Source organism: Hymenobacter sp. UYP22 (genome assembly GCF_040547285.1).
In the GTDB taxonomy this organism is placed as follows: domain Bacteria; phylum Bacteroidota; class Bacteroidia; order Cytophagales; family Hymenobacteraceae; genus Hymenobacter.
Genome location: NZ_JBEPPK010000012.1, coordinates 14,908 through 31,995 on the forward strand (window position 1 = coordinate 14,908; position 17,088 = coordinate 31,995).

A 17,088-nucleotide genomic window follows, 5' to 3' on the forward strand; every position below is an offset into this window, starting at 1 on the left:
GTTACTGCTGGTTGTCGGTGGCCGTCAGGGTTTCGGCGTGCTTCATGTAAGTTTCCAGGTCTTTGTCGCCCCGGCCAGAAAGGTTGATGACGACCACATCATCTGGGCCGGCACCCAGCTGCTCCAGCGCCGCCAGGGCGTGGGCTGTTTCCAGGGCCGGGATGATGCCTTCCAGCCGGCTCAACTCAGCCACGGCTGCCAAGGCCTCCTCGTCTTCAATGCTGATAAACCGCGCCCGACCCGAATCGGCCAGAAATGCGTGCAGCGGCCCGATGCCGGGGTAATCCAGGCCCGCCGACAAGGAATACGGCTCGGTAATCTGCCCGTCCTCGTCCTGCATAAGCAGGGTGCGGCTGCCGTGGATGATACCCGGCTTACCCAGCACTGACGTAGCCGCCGAGTGGCCCGAATTGACACCGTGTCCGGCCGCTTCCACGGCCACCAGCTGCACAGCGGGTTCTTCCAGGAAATGGTAAAACGCGCCGGCCGCGTTGGAGCCACCGCCCACGCAGGCCACCACGTAATCGGGCAGTTCGGAGCCAGTTTTTTCCAATAGTTGCTTGCGCATTTCCTCGCTGATAACAGCCTGCAAACGCGCCACCAGATCGGGGTACGGGTGCGGGCCCACCACCGAGCCGATGATATAGTGCGTATCCACGGGGTTGCTAATCCAGTCCCGGATGGCCTCGTTGGTAGCGTCTTTGAGGGTGCGGCTGCCACTGAGGGCGGCTCGTACCTCGGCCCCCAGCAGGCGCATGCGGTACACGTTGGGCTTCTGCCGCTCCATGTCAATTTCGCCCATGTACACAATGCACTGCATGCCCATGAGGGCGCACACCGTGGCCGTGGCCACGCCGTGCTGGCCGGCGCCGGTTTCGGCAATGATGCGCGTTTTGCCCAAGCGCTTGGCCAGCAGTATTTGCCCCACGGTGTTGTTTACCTTATGGGCGCCGGTGTGGCAAAGGTCTTCGCGCTTGAGGTAGATGCGGGTGTTATACTTCTGTGACAGGCGTTTGGCCTCAAACAGCGGCGTGGGCCGGCCCACGTAGTCGCGCAGCAACTGCTGGTACTCCTGTTGAAACGCGGGGTCGGCCAGAATGTCCAGGTATTGCTGGCGCAGCTCCTCCACGTTGGGGTAGAGCATTTCGGGGATGAACGCTCCGCCGAACTGGCCGTAGTAGCCGCGCTCCGTGGGTTGTTGGTAGGTTGGGGTCATGGTGGGTAAGCTGTTAGCCGCTGGCTACTCGCTTTTCGTTTGTGAAGAAATAGTGCCGGCCGGGAAGGCAGATCGAATGGTCGTGAACATCTGCCGGAGTTTCGCAACGTCCTTCAGGCCCGGGGCAAGCTCAAACTTGCTGTTCAGGTCTAGGGCAAACAAGCCCGGCAGGCGCAGGTTCCGCAAGGCGTCGGCCTGGGCCAGCTCCAGCCCACCGGCCAGGAAGTAAGGCACCGGCAGATTATACTGCTCCAGCAAGGCCCAGTTGAAGGCCGTGCCGTTGCCGCCCGGTTGGGAGCCGGCAGTGTCAAACAGAAAATAGTCGACGTGGCCGATGTAGGGTAGCAAGGCTGTTTGGTCGAGCTGCTCCCCTACGGCAATAGCCTTGATTACGGTGAGGCCCACGGCCTTCAAGGCCTGGCACTCTGCCGGCGTTTCCGCGCCGTGCAGCTGCACCATGTTCAGGCCCAATTCCGTGGTTCTTGCCAGAATATCGGCTACGGGCGCATCCACGAACACGCCCACTTTGCGGATGCTGGCGGGCAAGTGCGCGAGGCTCTCGGGCGTGAGGTGTGCCCCGGCAAAACGGCTCGATTTCGGGTAAAAGATAAACCCCAGGAAGTCGGGCTCAAGGGTAGCTAGGGCGGCTATGTTGGCCGCCTCGCGCATCCCGCAGACTTTCAGGCGCAGGCCGGTTGGGTGGGCTGACATCGGGCAGAGGCAGTTAGAGCAGGGTAATAGCCTCAGTGGCACGCAGCTGCTGCACCAAGGCGGCACAGGCTTTTTCGGGACGGGCGTGGCGCATGAAGGTTTCGCCCATCAGGAAACCCCGGTACCCCACGGCGCGCAAGGCTTCGATGTCGGCGGCATTGCTCAGGCCGCTTTCGGTTACTTTCACATATTCATTGGGAATGCGCTGGGCCAGTTCGCCGGAAGTATCCAAACTGACGGAGAAATCGTGCAGGTTGCGGTTGTTCACGCCCACCAGGCTCACGGCATCCGGGTGCAGCGTTTTGTCCAGCTCCTCGGCGTTGTGAATTTCCAGCAGCACCTCCATTCCCAGGCTCTTAGCCAAGCGGCCCAGGCGCAGCACTTCTTCGCCAGTCAGCACGGCGGCAATCAGCAGCACGGCATCAGCTCCCAAGCTTTTGGCTTCCAGAATCTGATACTCATCCACCACGAAATCCTTACGCAGAATGGGGCAGAAATTGTAGCGTCGGGCCGTGGTGAGGTCCTCGTTCTTGCCACCAAAAAACTCCGCATCCGTGAGTACCGACAAGGCCGAGGCCCCGGCCTGCATGTAGCCCAGGGTAGTACGCTCCACGGGGGCGTGAGCGTTAATAATACCTTTGCTCGGTGATTTGCGCTTGAATTCAGCAATGATTCCGCTCAAATCGTCGCGCAACAAATAGTGGCGTAAGCTCAGCGGCTGGGAGTCCATGTACAAGCTTTTTTCCAGCAGTTTAACCGGGGTCAGGCTCTGACGGTCGGCTACTTCCTGGCGCTTGTGGGCAATGATGGTATCGAGGATGGTCATGGGATGGTAAGCTGTTAGCTGCGCAACAGAAGTGGCAGCCAGAAGGATTGAGAAGATGTACGCTGGCTACGCTATTGCCGCAACCAGCCGGGTAAGCGCCTGCCGGGCCCGCCCCGAATCCAAGGACTCCTGAGCCGCTGCCAAGGCATCAGCGAAGCTAAAACTGGGTTCCAGGCAGCTGATGGCCAGGGCAGCGTTGGCCGTCACCACGTCGCGCTGGGCGCGGGTGCCCTGTCCTTCCAGCACCGCCAGAAACAGCTTCGCCGATTCGGCGGGCGTTTTGCCGCCGGCCAGCTCCTCTGGTGTGGTGGTGGTCAGGCCCAAATCTGCGGCCGATATCAGTTGCTCGCCGGTGGGTGTGGCCAGCTTGGCGGCGGCGGTCAGTGAGAGTTCATCGTAGCCATCCAGGGCGTGCACCACGGCGTAGCGGGTGTCGGTTTGCTGCAACAGGTAGTGGTAGAGGCGCAGCAACTCCAGGCTGAACGTGCCGGCCACCTGGTAGTTGGGGCGGGCCGGATTTACCAGCGGGCCCAGGATATTGAAGAACGTGCGCACGCCCAGCTCCCGGCGTACCGGCCCGGCGTGGCGCATGGCCGGGTGGAAGGCCGGCGCGTGCAAGAAGCAAATACCGGCCTCATCCAACTGCCGTTGCAGCACCGCGTTGCTCACCCCAAACTCCACGCCCAGCTGCGCCAGCACATCCGAGGAGCCGCAGGTGGACGATACCCCAATGTTGCCGTGCTTGGTAACCTTATAGCCGGCTCCGGCCACCACAAAACAGGCCAGGGTGCTGATATTGAGTGTGTCCTTGCCGTCGCCGCCGGTGCCTACAATATCCACAGTGTCGCGGGTGCCGAGCTCGGGGCTGCGGGAAAGGCTCAGCAGGGCTTCGCGGAAACCGGCCAGCTCCGGCACCGAGATGGGCCGCATGCGGTACACGGTCATGAAAGCGGCCATTTCGGCGGCGTTGGCCTTGCCCTGCCCAATGCGCAGCATAGCTTCCCGCGCCTCGGCGTGGTTCAGGAGCTGCTGCTCAAACAACTGATTCAGTAAGTGTTTCACTGTGTGGGCTGGCGGCCGGCTATTGGTCGGCGAGCCAGTAAGTTAAAATACGGAGTAGATGAAGAAGTACGAAGGCGGGGCGCAGGTTTCTGCCTACTCAGCCAGCCAGTTCCGCAGCATGTGGTGGCCGTGCTCCGTCAAAATAGACTCCGGGTGAAACTGCACGCCCCGTACGTCATAGTCGCGGTGACGAAAGGCCAGCACCTCGCCATTGGCGTCGCGGACGGTTACTTCCAGTGCGGCGGGCATGCTTTCGGGCCGAACGCTCCAGGAGTGGTAGCGCCCTACCTGGAAATGGTTGGGCAACCCGGCAAACAGCCGGTCCTCAGCCACTACTTCGGCATCAGTAGCAATACCGTGCAGCACGGCCGGCAGGTTGTACAGCTCGCCCCCAAAGCTCTCAGCCAGGCCCTGGTGGCCCAGGCACACACCCAGAATCCGTTTGGTGGGCGCGTATTGCCGGATGATTTCGGGCATCAGTCCGGCCTCCGTAGGCACGCCCGGGCCGGGGGAAAGCAGCACGGCATCGTAAGCGGCCACGTCCTCCACCTTCAGCTTATCGTTACGAATCACCGTGACGTTATCGGTGTGCCCCAGCTCCCGCAGTAGCTGCACGAGGTTGTAGGTAAAGGAGTCGTAGTTATCAAGAACGAGAATGTTCATCGTTTGGGTCTGTTTGACTGTCATGCTGAGCGCAGCCGAAGCATCTCTACCGCTGACTAATTTCAAGCGGTGCAACGAACCAGTAGAGATGCTTCGACTACGCTCAGCATGACGGCATTTCTTATTAAACGGCCTCCGCTTCCTGCAACGCCTTGCGCAGAGCCGCCAGCTTGTGGTGCACTTCCTGCAGCTCCGATTCCAGATTGGAAGCCGCCACCACGCCCGCACCGGCCTGGAAATAGAGTTGTCCGCCGGTGCTCAGCATCGAGCGAATCATGATGGCGTGGTTGAAGTCGCCGTTGAAGCCCAGGTAGCCGATGGCCCCGCCGTAGTACCCGCGGGCGGTGGATTCCAACTCATCAATCAGTTGCATGGCGCGGTGCTTGGGGGCTCCGGAGAGCGTACCGGCCGGAAACGTATCGGCCACCACTTGCAAGGGCGTAGCCGTAGGCGTCAGCCGGGCCGTCACCTCGCTTACCAGGTGAATAACGTGGGAGTAGTACTGCACCTCCCGGAACACTTTCACCTCCACCTGGTCGCCGTGGCGGGCCAGGTCGTTGCGGGCCAGGTCCACCAGCATCACGTGCTCGGCGTTTTCCTTTGGGTCGTCGGCCAGCTTCTGGGCCAGCGCGGCGTCCTCAGCATCGTGGCCGGTGCGCCGGAATGTGCCCGCAATGGGAAACAAACTGGCCTGGCGGTCTTTGATGAGCAGTTGCGTTTCGGGCGAGGAACCGAAGATTTTGAAGGAGCCGTAATCGAAGTAAAACAGGTAGGGCGAGGGATTGATGGAGCGCAGCGCCCGGTACACGTTGAACTCATCCCCCGAAAAACCCTGCTGAAACCGCCGCGACAACACAATCTGGAACACATTCCCCCGCAGGCAGTTCTGCTGGCCCTGGGTAAGCACCTGCATAAACTCGGCATCGGTCTGGTTGGTTTGCTCCTCTCCCACCCGCTCAAACTTAAAGTCGGGCAACGAAGGATTCTTAATCAGGTTCACCAGCCGCGTCAGGCCACTGTTTTCCTCCGGCTCTCCGGCCAGCGTATGCTCAAACACAAACAGCTCGTTGCGGAAGTGGTTGATGGCAATAACGTAGCGGTAGGTGCAGTACAGAATATCCGGAATCTGGCCAGCCGCCTGCTTTGCCGGGTTCAGGGTCAAATCCTCAAATGCCTGCACCGCCTCGTAGCCCATATACCCGAACAGGCCGCCCGTAATGAAGTCGTGGCCGGTGGGCTCGGTCTGGAAGGCGGCCGAAAACTCCTGCAGGCGGGTCAGGGCCTCGCGCGGGTCAGCCAGGGTTTCCTCGTGTAGGGTTTCATCGGGCAGCTCCACCGTCAGGTCCCGGCCCCGCAGTTCAAACCGCGCCAATGGGTCGAAGGCCAGGTAGCTGAATGCGTTTTGCTGACCGTGGTAGTCGGAGCTTTCCAGCAGCAGGCAGTTGGGGTACCGGTCGCGCAGGCGCAGGTAGAGGCCCACGGGCGTTACAGTATCGGCCAGAACGCGCAGGAAGCGAGTGGTAAGCTGGAAGGTTTGCATGAGGCAGCTGGTTGTGTAGAGGAAGGCCAGTGCCGGGCAACGAAAAAAGCCCGGCTGGTCGGCCGGGCTTTCTGGTGAAGTATTGCGAAGGTATTCAGATGACCTTAGCGCGCACACAGGTTGTCCCGTCCGGATTCTCCGTAGGGCCACCACCATGCTTGCAGGTTCATTGAAAGAGTCATTTCCGAAGAGTTGTTGTCGGGCTTGAACGCCACAAAGGTAAAGCAGGTTGTGAAATTTGCAATCAACGCCCGCTTTTTTTCAAATTTACTCTTTTACCAGCACCTGGGAGCCGCGGCGGGAGCCGGCCGTGAGCTGCAGCAGGTAGGTACCTTTCGCCAGCCCGCTCACGTTGAGCACGGCCCCGGCCTTCACTTTTTCCCGCAACACACTGCGGCCAGCCATATCCAGCACCTCGGCTTTCGCTTCCCGCACATCGGCGGGCAACTGCACCGTTAGCTGGTTTTTGGCCGGATTTGGGTAGGCGCTGAACGCCAGGGCCTGCGCCTTGCGGGCGCCGGTTACCACGGCCGGCTGCAGTAGCCACTGGTAAGCCGCCGAAAACTCCCGCTTCCAGAACCACTCGGCGTGCTGCCCGTCGGCCTTGGCGTTGAAGCTCAGGTTAGCCGCCGGCACACCGCCTTTCGCCAGCGAGTCGCGCATGGCCTGCATCAGCGGCACCATCGTCTGGCTTTCGGTGCTGCCGCTCACGAAGTAAAAGCGGGTGGCGGGATTAGCCGGGTGCTGCCGCAGGTATTGAAATAACGGCTTATCGGCAAACCAGAACGCCGGCGAGAATACCCCCACTTTGCTGAACACCTGCGGATATTTCAGGGCCGCATAAGTCGAAATCAGACCACCCATGCTACTGCCGGCAATGCCGGTGAACTCCCGCCCGGTGAGGGTGCGGTAGTTTTGGTCGATGTAGGGTTTGAGCGTTTGAACCAGAAAATCCACGTACTGGTCGCCCTGCCCGCCGCCGTACTGGGGGTTATTCCAAGGAGAATATTCATTGAGCCGGTCGGAGCCGCCGTTGTCAATAGCCACCACAATGGAGCCCGTGGCATCCACGCCCTGCTGCTGCAGCTGGCTCAGGGTCTCATCCACGCCCCACTCCCCCGAGAAGCTGGTGCAGGCGTCAAACACGTTCTGCCCATCGTGCATGTACAGCACGGGGTAACGCTTGGTAGCAGCCGTACCGTAGTCGTTGGGCAGATAAATCCATACCCGGCGCGTGCGGTTCAGTTGAGGCACCTGGAACGTAGCGCTGAGCACCTGCACGTTGGGCTGCAAGGCCGTGCTCTGGCAGCTGCCGCCCCCACTACCCAGGTCTTTCCAGCCGGCTATTTGCAGGTCTACGGTAGCTGGGCCGCTCCCAGTAGTGTAGCGCCGGTTGCCAATGTCGGTGCCTTGCGCATCTGACTCAACGGTGGCCCAGGAGCCGCGGGTAAACTTGAACTCAACTGTCCCGGTAACCGAAGCCGGCAGGGTAAGCTGATAGGTGCCGTCGGTAGCTTTGGTGAAGGCGTGGGTGGTGCTGCCGGGATTCCAGGTGTTGAAAGAGCCGGCCATGTACAAAGTGGCACTGGCAGGTGTGGCAGCTGGCACTGAGGTCAGCCGGAAAGTTGTTTGAGCATGTACGCCGGATGCAAAAAAGGCCAGAGCGGCGGCGGTAAAAAAGCGCATCATAGTGTGGGAGGGAAAACGAGGAGTAAGCAAGCTACCAACAAATATTCAAGCTCCGGATATGAGCAAGTTGGCGCGCCCGTAACCGCTTGACAGGTGACGCTGAATCACTTAAAGCCAACCTGTACTTTTCCGGGAAAATGCAGTTATCTGTTACCTGGCCCAAGCTGGCAATAGCAGTGAGTAAGCCCTTACGGCAGCCCACTTTCTCTACGCTGCAATAGTACACAGCAGGATGATTGAGCAGCAGCACCAACCGCCCATTCCCCGACTAAAATTTATACAAAAACCCTTCTTACAGGATGTCAATTTTCCATCAACCAAGCTGGTACTATATTAACTAACACTATTGCTCTATTTGCCTCCCATCATCAATCAATGCCTTTCACTTATCTAGCAGTAGCCTGACGGAATCAGGCTGTTTTCGGTGTCTAGCGGGGTTTTTAGATCAATACACTATCATTCGCTGCCTTCTCCCCCCTATCACTACTCCGCTAAATGATTCCTCTTCTCTGTACCAACCCAAAACTGCTTGAATCAATACAGCACCTAATTACAGCAATACCCTAACAACTGAGCAGCAGGTGAATTTAAGCTAAATAAGCTGGTAAAAAGGGGCTTCCAAGCTTATTTCATTGTCTCCTTTCTCCTGCCCAATACGTTACAATCGGCAGTAGAAAGCTGCATTTTACCTCCTCACTAGATGCTGGCGCTGCAAAATGCAATTATAACGAAACCATCTTCCCCCTCACCGGCCATTGTTTTTGTCTATCCGAACCCCGTAACTTGCGCTGTTTCTTAATAATTTGGTGATGTTGAACCCGAATGTAATGGCTGGTGTAGAATGAGTCACTCACCGTTCTACTCATTACTGCCGGTGCCTAGGACCACTAAATTCCCACTCCGGTTTGTCCGGAAAAATCCATTTCAACCCCTAACTTTTTTTCCATGAAACACCCCTATCTAGCGAAACTGGCGCTGCCCCTCCTCTGCGCTGGTGTGAGCGTGAGCAGCGCGTACGCTCAGGGAACTGGAACGGTAAGCGGCCGTATTCTCGATGAGAAAGGCGAAGGCATGCCGGGTGTTACCGTTATTATTGAAGGCACCACCCTGGGTGGCTCCACCAACTCTGACGGTACCTTCTCCATTCAGAATGTTCCTTCCGGCCCCCGTACTCTGGTGCTGTCGTTTGTGGGCTACACCACGCAGCGGCAGAGCATTACGGTAACTACCGGGCAGAACACGGCAGTTAACAACTTCACGCTATCCGAAAACACGACGCTGCTGAACGAGGCAGTAGTTATTGGCTACGGTACCCAGCGCAAGCAGGATCTGACCGGCGCTGTAGAACAGATTTCTGAGAAGCAGTTCGTGAAAGGTCAGGTTACCAACCCCGAGCAACTGGTGCAGGGTAAAGTAGCCGGCGTGCAGATTACAACGGGTGGTGGTGCTCCGGGTGCCAACTCCCAAATCCTGATTCGCGGGGGCTCTTCCCTATCGGCCTCCAACTCGCCCCTGATTATCATCGACGGTGTGCCCGTGGATAATAACGGCTTGGCTGGCGCTACTAACCCACTGTCGCTGATTAACCCCAACGACATTGAGAGCATTACCGTCCTGAAAGATGCCTCCTCCACGGCCATCTATGGGGTACGGGCCTCGAACGGCGTAATTTTGGTAACCACTAAGAAAGGAGTGCAAGGTGATGCTTTCCACGTGAATGTATCCACGCAGCAGTCCATTGCTACTGTTGCCAAATACTCGGATGTTCTCTCCGCTGATGAATTCCGGGAGTTGGTAAACACTCGGGGTACGGCTGGTCAGAAAGCTACGCTGGGCACGGCCAGCACCGACTGGCAGCGTGAAATCTACCGCTCGGCGTACACTGCCGATAACAACGTGAGCATCAGCGGCAATGCAGGCAAGGTACCCTACCGTGCTTCGGGTGGATTCCTTTCTCAGCAGGGCTTGTTGAAAGCCAACGACCTGAAGCGCTTTAGCGGGGCCCTGAGCCTGACGCCGGTGCTACTGGATGGCAACCTGCGCGTGACCCTGAACGTGAAGGGTTCCTGGATCGACAACAACTTCTCCAACCAAGATGCCGTGGGTAGCGCCGTTACCTTCGACCCCACGCAGCCCGTTCAGGTGAATGGCACGGAAGGCAACCCCTTCGGCCTGACGCCGGCGCAGTTGGCTGCCTATGGTGGCTACACCGAGTTCAATAATAAGGACGACAACGGGGTTGTTTCGCTGAACACCCTCTCGCCCCGCAACCCGGTAGGTCTGATCAATCAGCGCCGCAACCGGAGCACCGTAAAGCGCAGCATCGGTAACATTCAGCTGGACTACAAGCTGCCTTTCCTGTCGGGCCTAAGCGCCAATCTGAACCTGGGCTACGACATTCAGCGCGGCCGGGGTACCACGTTTGTGCCCGCCACGGCTGGTTCCGATTTCAACCGCCAAGGGGTAAACAATAACTATTCCCAGGATCTGAACAACACCCTGCTCGAAGCCTACGCCAAGTATGAGCGTACCATCGGGCCAGGCCGGGCCGAGCTGCTGGCCGGTTACTCTTACCAGAAGTTTGAGAACCGCAGCTACGTATTTGACGACTTCCGCGCCGACCGCAGCATCTTCGCTCCCGTGTCGTTGAGCTACTCCGGCGAGGATACCTATTTGAACACCAACGTGCTGCTGGGGTTCTTTGGCCGCCTCAACTACAACATCGCCGATAAGTACCTGTTCACGGGTACGTTCCGGGCCGACGGTACTTCCCGCTTTAACCCTGACCATTTTGGTTATTTCCCTTCGGGCGCCTTTGCCTGGCGGATTAAGGGGGAAGATTTCCTGAAGGATGCTTCCGCTATTTCGGATCTGAAAATCCGCCTGGGCTACGGCCAGACCGGTCAGCAGGACCTGGGAACTAATTTTTATCCCTTCCTGGCCAACCTGTCGCTCAGTAACCTCACGGCGCAGTACCAGCTCGGCTACAACGCCGATGGCACTCCCCGCTTCCTGCGCACCCTGCGGCCTGATCAGTACAACCGCGACATCACCTGGGAAACCACCACGACGTACAACGCCGGTCTGGACTACGGTTTCTTCGGGGGCCGTTTCTTCGGTTCCGTGGACTTCTACAAGCGTGACACCAAGGACCTGCTGAACTTCCGCACGGTGGCGGCCCTAGCCGGCCTCTCCAACGGCGGTACCTTCAACACCGGCTCCCTCACCAACAAAGGGGTGGAGTTGATTGCCAACGTGGATGTAGTGAAGGGCGACCGGCTGAACATTACGGTTAACGCCAACGCCACCTACAACCAAAACCGCCTCACCAAACTCACCGGCTCCGATTCGCCGAATGACGTTGGGCAGTTGACGGGTGGTATCGGCGGTGGTGTAGGTAACACCATTCAGGTGAACACCGTGGGCTATTCTACCCAGACCTTCTACGTAAACCAGCAGGTATACGGCCAGAACGGCAAGCCTCTGGAAGGCGTGTACGTAGACCGGGATGGTAGCAACACCATCACTAGCTCTGACCGGTACCGGTACAAGTCGGCCCGCCCGGATTATGTGCTGGGTGGCGGCGCCAACATTTCTTATGGCGGTGCTAACCTGGCCTTCACGCTGCGCTCCAACCTGGGCAACTACGTGTACAACAACAACCGGGCAAGCAGCTTCTACGATTTGAGCACCAGCGGCTTCGTGCCGAACCGGAACCGGGAGGTATTGAACTCCGGCTTCTCCAGCGCCCAGTACTTCTCCGATTACTTCGTAGAGAATGGCTCGTTCCTGCGCATGGAAAACGTTACGCTCGGCTATAATTTCGGCGAAATGGTGCGCAAAGGCACGAACTTAAGCCTGTCATTTGCGGTTCAGAACGTGTTCCTCGTGACCAAGTACAAAGGTCTTGACCCAGAGGTAATTGGTGGCATCGACAATACGATTTATCCCCGTCCTCGTACGTTCACTGTTGGCCTGAATCTCGGTATCTAATTTTCCCATCATTCGCTTTATGAACCGCAATACATTCACCCGCATGTTGGGAATGCTGGCCTTGACTGCCGGGCTGTCTTCTCTGACTACTTCCTGCATCAACGACCTGGACCAGATTCCGGACTACTCGGCCAACTCCGAAGTAGTATACAGTGACCCCGCTCAGATTGAGCAAGTACTGGCTCGTCTGTATGCCACCTTCGCCGTGAGCGGCCAGTCCGGCCCCGCCGGCTCCCCCGACATCACCGGTATCGATGAAGGCTTCTCCAACTACATTCGTCAGTACTGGCAGCTGCAGGAAATTACCACCGATGAGGCCGTGCTAGGCTGGAACGATGGTAACCTGCCTTCCATCAACACGCTGCAGTGGAATGCCGACAACGAGTTTGTACGGGCCACTTATGACCGTATCTACTACGAAATTGGTCTTTGCAACGAGTTTATCCGCCAGACGACGGATGCCAGGCTTTCCGAGCGGGGCATCAGCGGTGACGCTGCCAACACGGTCCGCACTTACCGGGCCGAAGCTCGCCTGTTGCGCGCCCTGTGCTACTGGCACGCCATTGACCTGTTCGGCGGCGGACCGTTTGCTACGGAAGAGTCTGCCATCGGCACCAACCCTACCTACCGTAACCGCGCCGACCTGTTTGCTTTCGTAGAATCGGAGCTGCTGGCTCTGGATTCGGGTACGGAGCTGCTGGCTCCCCGCGCCGTGTACGGCCGCGCCGACCAGGCCATGTGCTGGACGCTGCTCACCAAGCTGTACCTGAATGCGCAGGTGTACACTGGCACTGCTAAGAACACGGAAGCCATTACCTACGCCAAAAAAGTACTGGCCGCTGGCTACACCCTCAGCCCGGTATATGCCAACCTGTTCCTGGCCGACAACAGTACGTCCAGCGCCAAGAACGAAATCATCTTCCCCGTTACGTTTGATGGTCTGCGGACTAAAACGTTTGGTGGCATGACTTTCCTGGTGCACGCTCCCGTAGGCCGGGGCGTGTCGCCAACCAGCGCGGGCATTAACAACGGCTGGGCCGGCTTGCGCGCCAAGCAGAACCTGACGCAGATCTTCAGCCGCTCCAACGCGGATGATTCCCGTCGGGCTATGCTCTTCACCCGGGGTCAGAACCCGAACGTTGACTCCCTGGATCAGTTCAGCAGCGGGCCGCTGGTTACCAAATGGCGCAACGTTACCTCCACGGGCAGAGGTGGCTCCGACTCCCAGGAGCAGGGCGGCGAAGGCAACTTCGCCGATACCGACTACCCCATGTTCCGCCTGGCCGACGTGCAGCTGATGTACGCCGAAGCCGTGCTGCGGGGTGGTTCCGGTGGCAGTGTTGCCCAGGCTACTACGTACGTAAATGACCTGCGCACCCGTGCCAAAGCACCAACGCTGACCACGCTGGCCCTGAATGATATTCTGGATGAGCGGGCCCGGGAACTGTTCTGGGAAGGTCACCGTCGTACCGACCTGATTCGCTTTGGCCGCTACGCTACCGGCAACAACTGGCCCTTCAAAGGTGGTGTGCGGGCTGGCCGCGACGTGGAAGCCACGCGTGTACTGTTCCCCATTCCTAACACGGACATCGTAGCAAACCCCAACCTGGCTGGTCGTCAGAACCCCGGTTACTAAGCTGCACAGTTTATTTCTGGTCCTCGGAATTCATTCCCCACGGGATTGGTTGAGGACCAGAAATACTTGCTGATTTTCCCACTCATTATCGACTTTTCATGAAAACTTGGATTACTCGGACTTTTGCTGGTGCGTTTGCGCTGGCAACTGTAGCTCTGGCATCTTGTGAGAAAGACGAGGATAAAGTAGTCATTAACTCTAATGCAGCTACTACCTTAACTGCCTCAACTACCACGGCTAACATCACCACTTCTAACTCCAGCAGTCAGGCAGTAACGTACAGTTGGAGCAAAGTGGACTTTGGCTATAATGCAGCGGTGGTGTACACCTTGCAATTTGCCAAGCGCGGCACTGACTTTGCTTCAACGCAGGATTTCAACGTTGGCAGCAGCCTGAGCAAATCGTTCACCAACAAGGAGCTGAATGATTTGTATAATGCTATTGACTGCAGCCTGCCCGCAAACCCCGCTGCTTTTCCTTTGGAAGTGCGCGTGAAAGCAACTGTTGGCGATGCTGTTACCCCAGTATACTCGGCTGTACAGTCGTTGGTAGCTTCTCCTTATCCTGATTTCGTGGCTCCTACCGACCGTTGGGGTTTGGTAGGCCCAGCCGGTGACGGCTGGCCCGGTGCTACCGCCACCGACCGCAACATGCCTTACGACTGCCGCGTGCGCGGATACGTAGCCCGCATGGCCCTCAACGCTGGTCCTTTCAAATTCCGTCGTAATCAAGATTGGGGCACCAACCTTGGCGGCGTCACCGGAGATTATACCAAAGGAGTAACCTTAACCCCTGGCGGTTCGGATTTGACAATTACTACGCCTGGCACCTACACGGTGAAGCTGGAAGTAACCACTGATGCTGCTGGTGCTACTACCGGTGGCAAGGTGACCATCACCCCCTAACGCTTAGTATTTTGGTATAAAAAAAGCCGCTGTGTTCATCAGCGGCTTTTTTTATGTTAAAGGATATCCCTCAGTATCTGAAATGAACAGCTGAAACAATAAAATTATGTAACCCTTTTTACTACATTGTCCGTCGCTAAAAAATCGGGATGATATTATGTAACTCAGGTAGGTTATTTATCAGTGCTGCGAGTTATTGATTAATTATATCAATTCAAGGAAAACTATTTAGCCTACTATTTAACATTGGCTTGTGAAGCTAATAGGCTGAATAATGCACCTAGAATATAGCGGGACCTCGCATCTGGTCTTCTGCTCCACACTACATGATCATCGTTCAAAGGGGAAATGTGAAGTGTCGCGTCCCTGCACCGATTAAAAGACTATTACATCTTAAAACCATACCAGAAATTGTCAAAACGACTTTACTCAGCAAAATCGTTTTGACAATTTCTGGTATGGCTTTTCTATAAAAAAAGGAGAGGAAGCACTGAAGTGCTTCCTCTCCTTTTTACCGTCCATGGTATATGCTAATTGACTATTGCACAGCTACCAGTTGGCTGGTAACCTGGTCACCTACACGCAGCTTCACGTAGTAGGAACCAGCCTGCAGGTTACGCAGGGGCTCAACTTGCTTACCGCTACGACGGCCTAAGCTCAGTTGCTGAACTTTTTGACCAACCGAGTTGAATACCTGTAGTTCAACTTCCTGCTGACCCGAAGGCACCAAGAAGTTTACATCGGCATTACCTGCAGAAGGGTTAGGATATACAGAGAACTGCAGGGCTTGAGCAACAGCCTTCTGGGTAGCCGTAATTACAGCCGTATAATTTACGAACTGGTTTCCGGCCAGCGTAACAAAATTAGGGTTGGCAGCCAGGTTACCCGAGTTGGTAGCAGTGGTATTGCCGGTAACTTCCGGAATAACATCGGAGGAATAGTAGCCGCCGTTATCGTTGTTTTGAGCAGCGAAGAATTGTAAAACGTCACCGTTCTGAATATCCAGATCAGCGCGGTCCAGCTCAATTTCCCAGCCTTGGGTACCGTTATGGGTCGGAGTGGCGGGAGTAGCGCCAACTAGTGTAAACACGTTTTTGAACGCCATCCGGGTCTTGTTCAGCCCGCCCGTGGTAGCCGCGTCAACCGTTACCGCCGTACCATCTACCGGGAGGTTACCGGTTACCTGGTCGGTGGCGGTTGCAGCCGTTCCGGTTCCGGTCAGACGAGTGTAGTCGATGATGCTGCTCGCCGAGTTAGTAGTTCCACCTTTTACCCCAAAACCGTAGTCTGTCTGGGTCAGCTCCATAGTGGGCGAGTTCTGCTGAAAAGAGGTGCCCGTGATGTTGCTCTTCGGTAATGCCGTGCCAGATGCCACCCCATTTTTACGGGGATGATTCATGTAAATCTGAAACGAGTTACCGTTCGATTCCAGAGCGCCGGTCAGCGCAACGTACACCTTCGTAGCGGTGGTTTTGGCATACAGCGCAACGAGACCATGGTCACCGAAACCCCGGATGGTGCTGTTGTAGCGGCCGATTTGAGTGTATCCCTCAGAAGCCAGTACTTGCCCATCAAGCGTTTGACCAAATGCAGCAGGAGCCATCAAAACGAGTCCGAGAGCAGCTAGAGTAAACTGTTTTTTCATGATAAAAAGAGAAGGTGAATGTATATGGCGCTGCCTAAAGGTAGGTAAGCACTTACCCCCCCGACTGCGCTATAAAAATACTACTTATTAAGACACATAAAAGTTATATCTCAATAATAAAAACGAGGTATCCGTAGCAAAACGCCATGTTGTCTGGCACTAATCAATACTATCTGAGAGTCCAGGCTACATCCACGACCATCTTGAATAGTAGGGGACTGATGGAATTAAGTAAGCATTTTTTTCTACCAGAATCTTTTTCGTGCTTCGTTGCGGATAACTGCAGAACTTGCGCTGCATACTGCCTTTGCAGGTAGTAACCGGATACTTCACTTCCTTTTTCCTGATCCAACATGATTCTAATTGCTGATGGCGGCTCGACCAAGAGCAACTGGTGCCAGCTTGACAACACCGGCAACCGGGTGTACTTCAACACCGAAGGCTACAACCCCGATTTTATGGGCACTGCCGCTATTGCCGCCTCGCTCGATAAAAACCTGCCCGATACACTACCCCGCCAGGAAGTAAGCAAGGTGTACTACTACGGGGCGGGCGTACATAATGCCGAGAAAGCCGAACGAGTAGCCGCCGCCATGCGCGAAATTTTCCCCAACGCCAACGTATTTGTGGCCGAAGACCTGCTCGCCGCCGCGCACGCGCTATTGGGCGATAAGCCAGGTTTTGCTGCTATTCTGGGTACGGGTACCAATTCCTGCCTCTACGATGGGGAGAAGATTACGTACAATGTAGATTCGCTGGGGTATTTCTTGGGCGACGAGGGCTCGGGCTCTTTCATTGGTAAACGCTTGCTGCGCGACTACCTGCGAGGGCTGTTGCCCGACGGGTTGCAGGAAATTTTTCAGGAAGAGTTCAAACACACCCGCGACGAAATCCTGGACCGGCTCTACAATCAGCCCCTGCCCAACCGCTTCCTGGCCAGCTTCGCCAAGTTCACCTACGACCACAACAACATCAGCTACTGCCGCGAGATTGTGCTACAAGGGTTCGAAACCTTCTTCGACAACATTGTGCGGCACTACCCCAACTACCAGGACTACACGTTCAACTGCGTGGGCTCGGTGGGCTACAACTTCCGCGACGCGCTGACCCAGGTGGCCCGCAGCCACAGTATGGAAGTGGGCAAAATCATCCGCTCCCCTATCGATGACCTGGTTTCCTACCACGAAGCGAAGCTGAAGTAG

The 17,088-nt window shown here is 56.7% G+C and carries 12 protein-coding genes; 4 read left to right on the top strand and 8 right to left on the bottom strand.

Going from position 1 to position 17,088, the window contains the following annotated elements:
- Nucleotide 1: 1 nt before the first annotated feature.
- The 7 genes from trpB to ABIB60_RS16750 all read right to left on the bottom strand — a co-directional run bounded on the left by trpB (nucleotide 2) and on the right by ABIB60_RS16750 (nucleotide 7,707).
- The gene (gene trpB / locus ABIB60_RS16720) at nucleotides 2–1,216 is read right to left on the bottom strand and encodes a tryptophan synthase subunit beta (protein WP_354581504.1); all 1,215 of its coding nucleotides are present in this window, start codon (nucleotides 1,214–1,216) and stop codon (nucleotides 2–4) included.
- Nucleotides 1,217–1,240: 24 nt separating this feature from the next.
- Complete coding sequence (locus tag ABIB60_RS16725) at nucleotides 1,241–1,927, bottom strand: phosphoribosylanthranilate isomerase (protein ID WP_354581506.1); 687 nt, start codon at nucleotides 1,925–1,927, stop codon at nucleotides 1,241–1,243.
- A gap of 13 nt (nucleotides 1,928–1,940) precedes the next feature.
- Nucleotides 1,941–2,753 (bottom strand): indole-3-glycerol phosphate synthase TrpC, encoded by an 813-nt coding sequence (trpC, locus tag ABIB60_RS16730; protein WP_354581508.1) that lies wholly within the window; start codon nucleotides 2,751–2,753, stop codon nucleotides 1,941–1,943.
- Nucleotides 2,754–2,819: 66 nt separating this feature from the next.
- Nucleotides 2,820–3,815 carry an anthranilate phosphoribosyltransferase gene (gene trpD / locus ABIB60_RS16735; RefSeq protein ID WP_354581510.1) on the bottom strand — a complete coding sequence of 332 codons (996 nt, stop codon included), beginning with the start codon at nucleotides 3,813–3,815 and terminating at the stop codon, nucleotides 2,820–2,822.
- A gap of 93 nt (nucleotides 3,816–3,908) precedes the next feature.
- Nucleotides 3,909–4,478, bottom strand: a complete 570-nt coding sequence (locus ABIB60_RS16740; protein ID WP_354581512.1) for an anthranilate synthase component II — start codon at nucleotides 4,476–4,478, stop codon at nucleotides 3,909–3,911.
- Nucleotides 4,479–4,602: 124 nt separating this feature from the next.
- Complete coding sequence (locus ABIB60_RS16745) at nucleotides 4,603–6,018, bottom strand: anthranilate synthase component I family protein (RefSeq protein ID WP_354581514.1); 1,416 nt, start codon at nucleotides 6,016–6,018, stop codon at nucleotides 4,603–4,605.
- Between the two features lie 267 nt (nucleotides 6,019–6,285).
- Complete coding sequence (locus tag ABIB60_RS16750) at nucleotides 6,286–7,707, bottom strand: alpha/beta hydrolase-fold protein (protein ID WP_354581516.1); 1,422 nt, start codon at nucleotides 7,705–7,707, stop codon at nucleotides 6,286–6,288.
- A 945-nt stretch (nucleotides 7,708–8,652) separates the two neighbouring features.
- On the opposite strand from ABIB60_RS16750, the gene ABIB60_RS16755 reads away from it, so the two are divergent.
- The 3 genes from ABIB60_RS16755 (at nucleotide 8,653) to ABIB60_RS16765 (ending at nucleotide 14,241) form a co-directional block, all read left to right on the top strand.
- Complete coding sequence (locus ABIB60_RS16755; RefSeq protein ID WP_354581518.1) at nucleotides 8,653–11,700, top strand: SusC/RagA family TonB-linked outer membrane protein; 3,048 nt, start codon at nucleotides 8,653–8,655, stop codon at nucleotides 11,698–11,700.
- 19 nt (nucleotides 11,701–11,719) lie between these two features.
- A complete protein-coding gene (locus tag ABIB60_RS16760) occupies nucleotides 11,720–13,336 on the top strand; it encodes a RagB/SusD family nutrient uptake outer membrane protein (protein WP_354581520.1) in 1,617 nt (538 codons plus the stop codon).
- A gap of 98 nt (nucleotides 13,337–13,434) precedes the next feature.
- Nucleotides 13,435–14,241, top strand: a complete 807-nt coding sequence (locus tag ABIB60_RS16765; protein ID WP_354581522.1) for a SusE domain-containing protein — start codon at nucleotides 13,435–13,437, stop codon at nucleotides 14,239–14,241.
- Nucleotides 14,242–14,779: 538 nt separating this feature from the next.
- On the opposite strand, the gene ABIB60_RS16770 is transcribed toward ABIB60_RS16765, so the two are convergent.
- Entirely contained in the window at nucleotides 14,780–15,886 is a 1,107-nt protein-coding gene (locus tag ABIB60_RS16770) for a T9SS type A sorting domain-containing protein (RefSeq protein WP_354581524.1), read from the bottom strand.
- A 353-nt stretch (nucleotides 15,887–16,239) separates the two neighbouring features.
- Here ABIB60_RS16770 and ABIB60_RS16775 point away from each other — a divergent pair, with 353 nt between their 5' ends.
- Entirely contained in the window at nucleotides 16,240–17,088 is an 849-nt protein-coding gene (locus ABIB60_RS16775; protein WP_354581526.1) for an N-acetylglucosamine kinase, read from the top strand.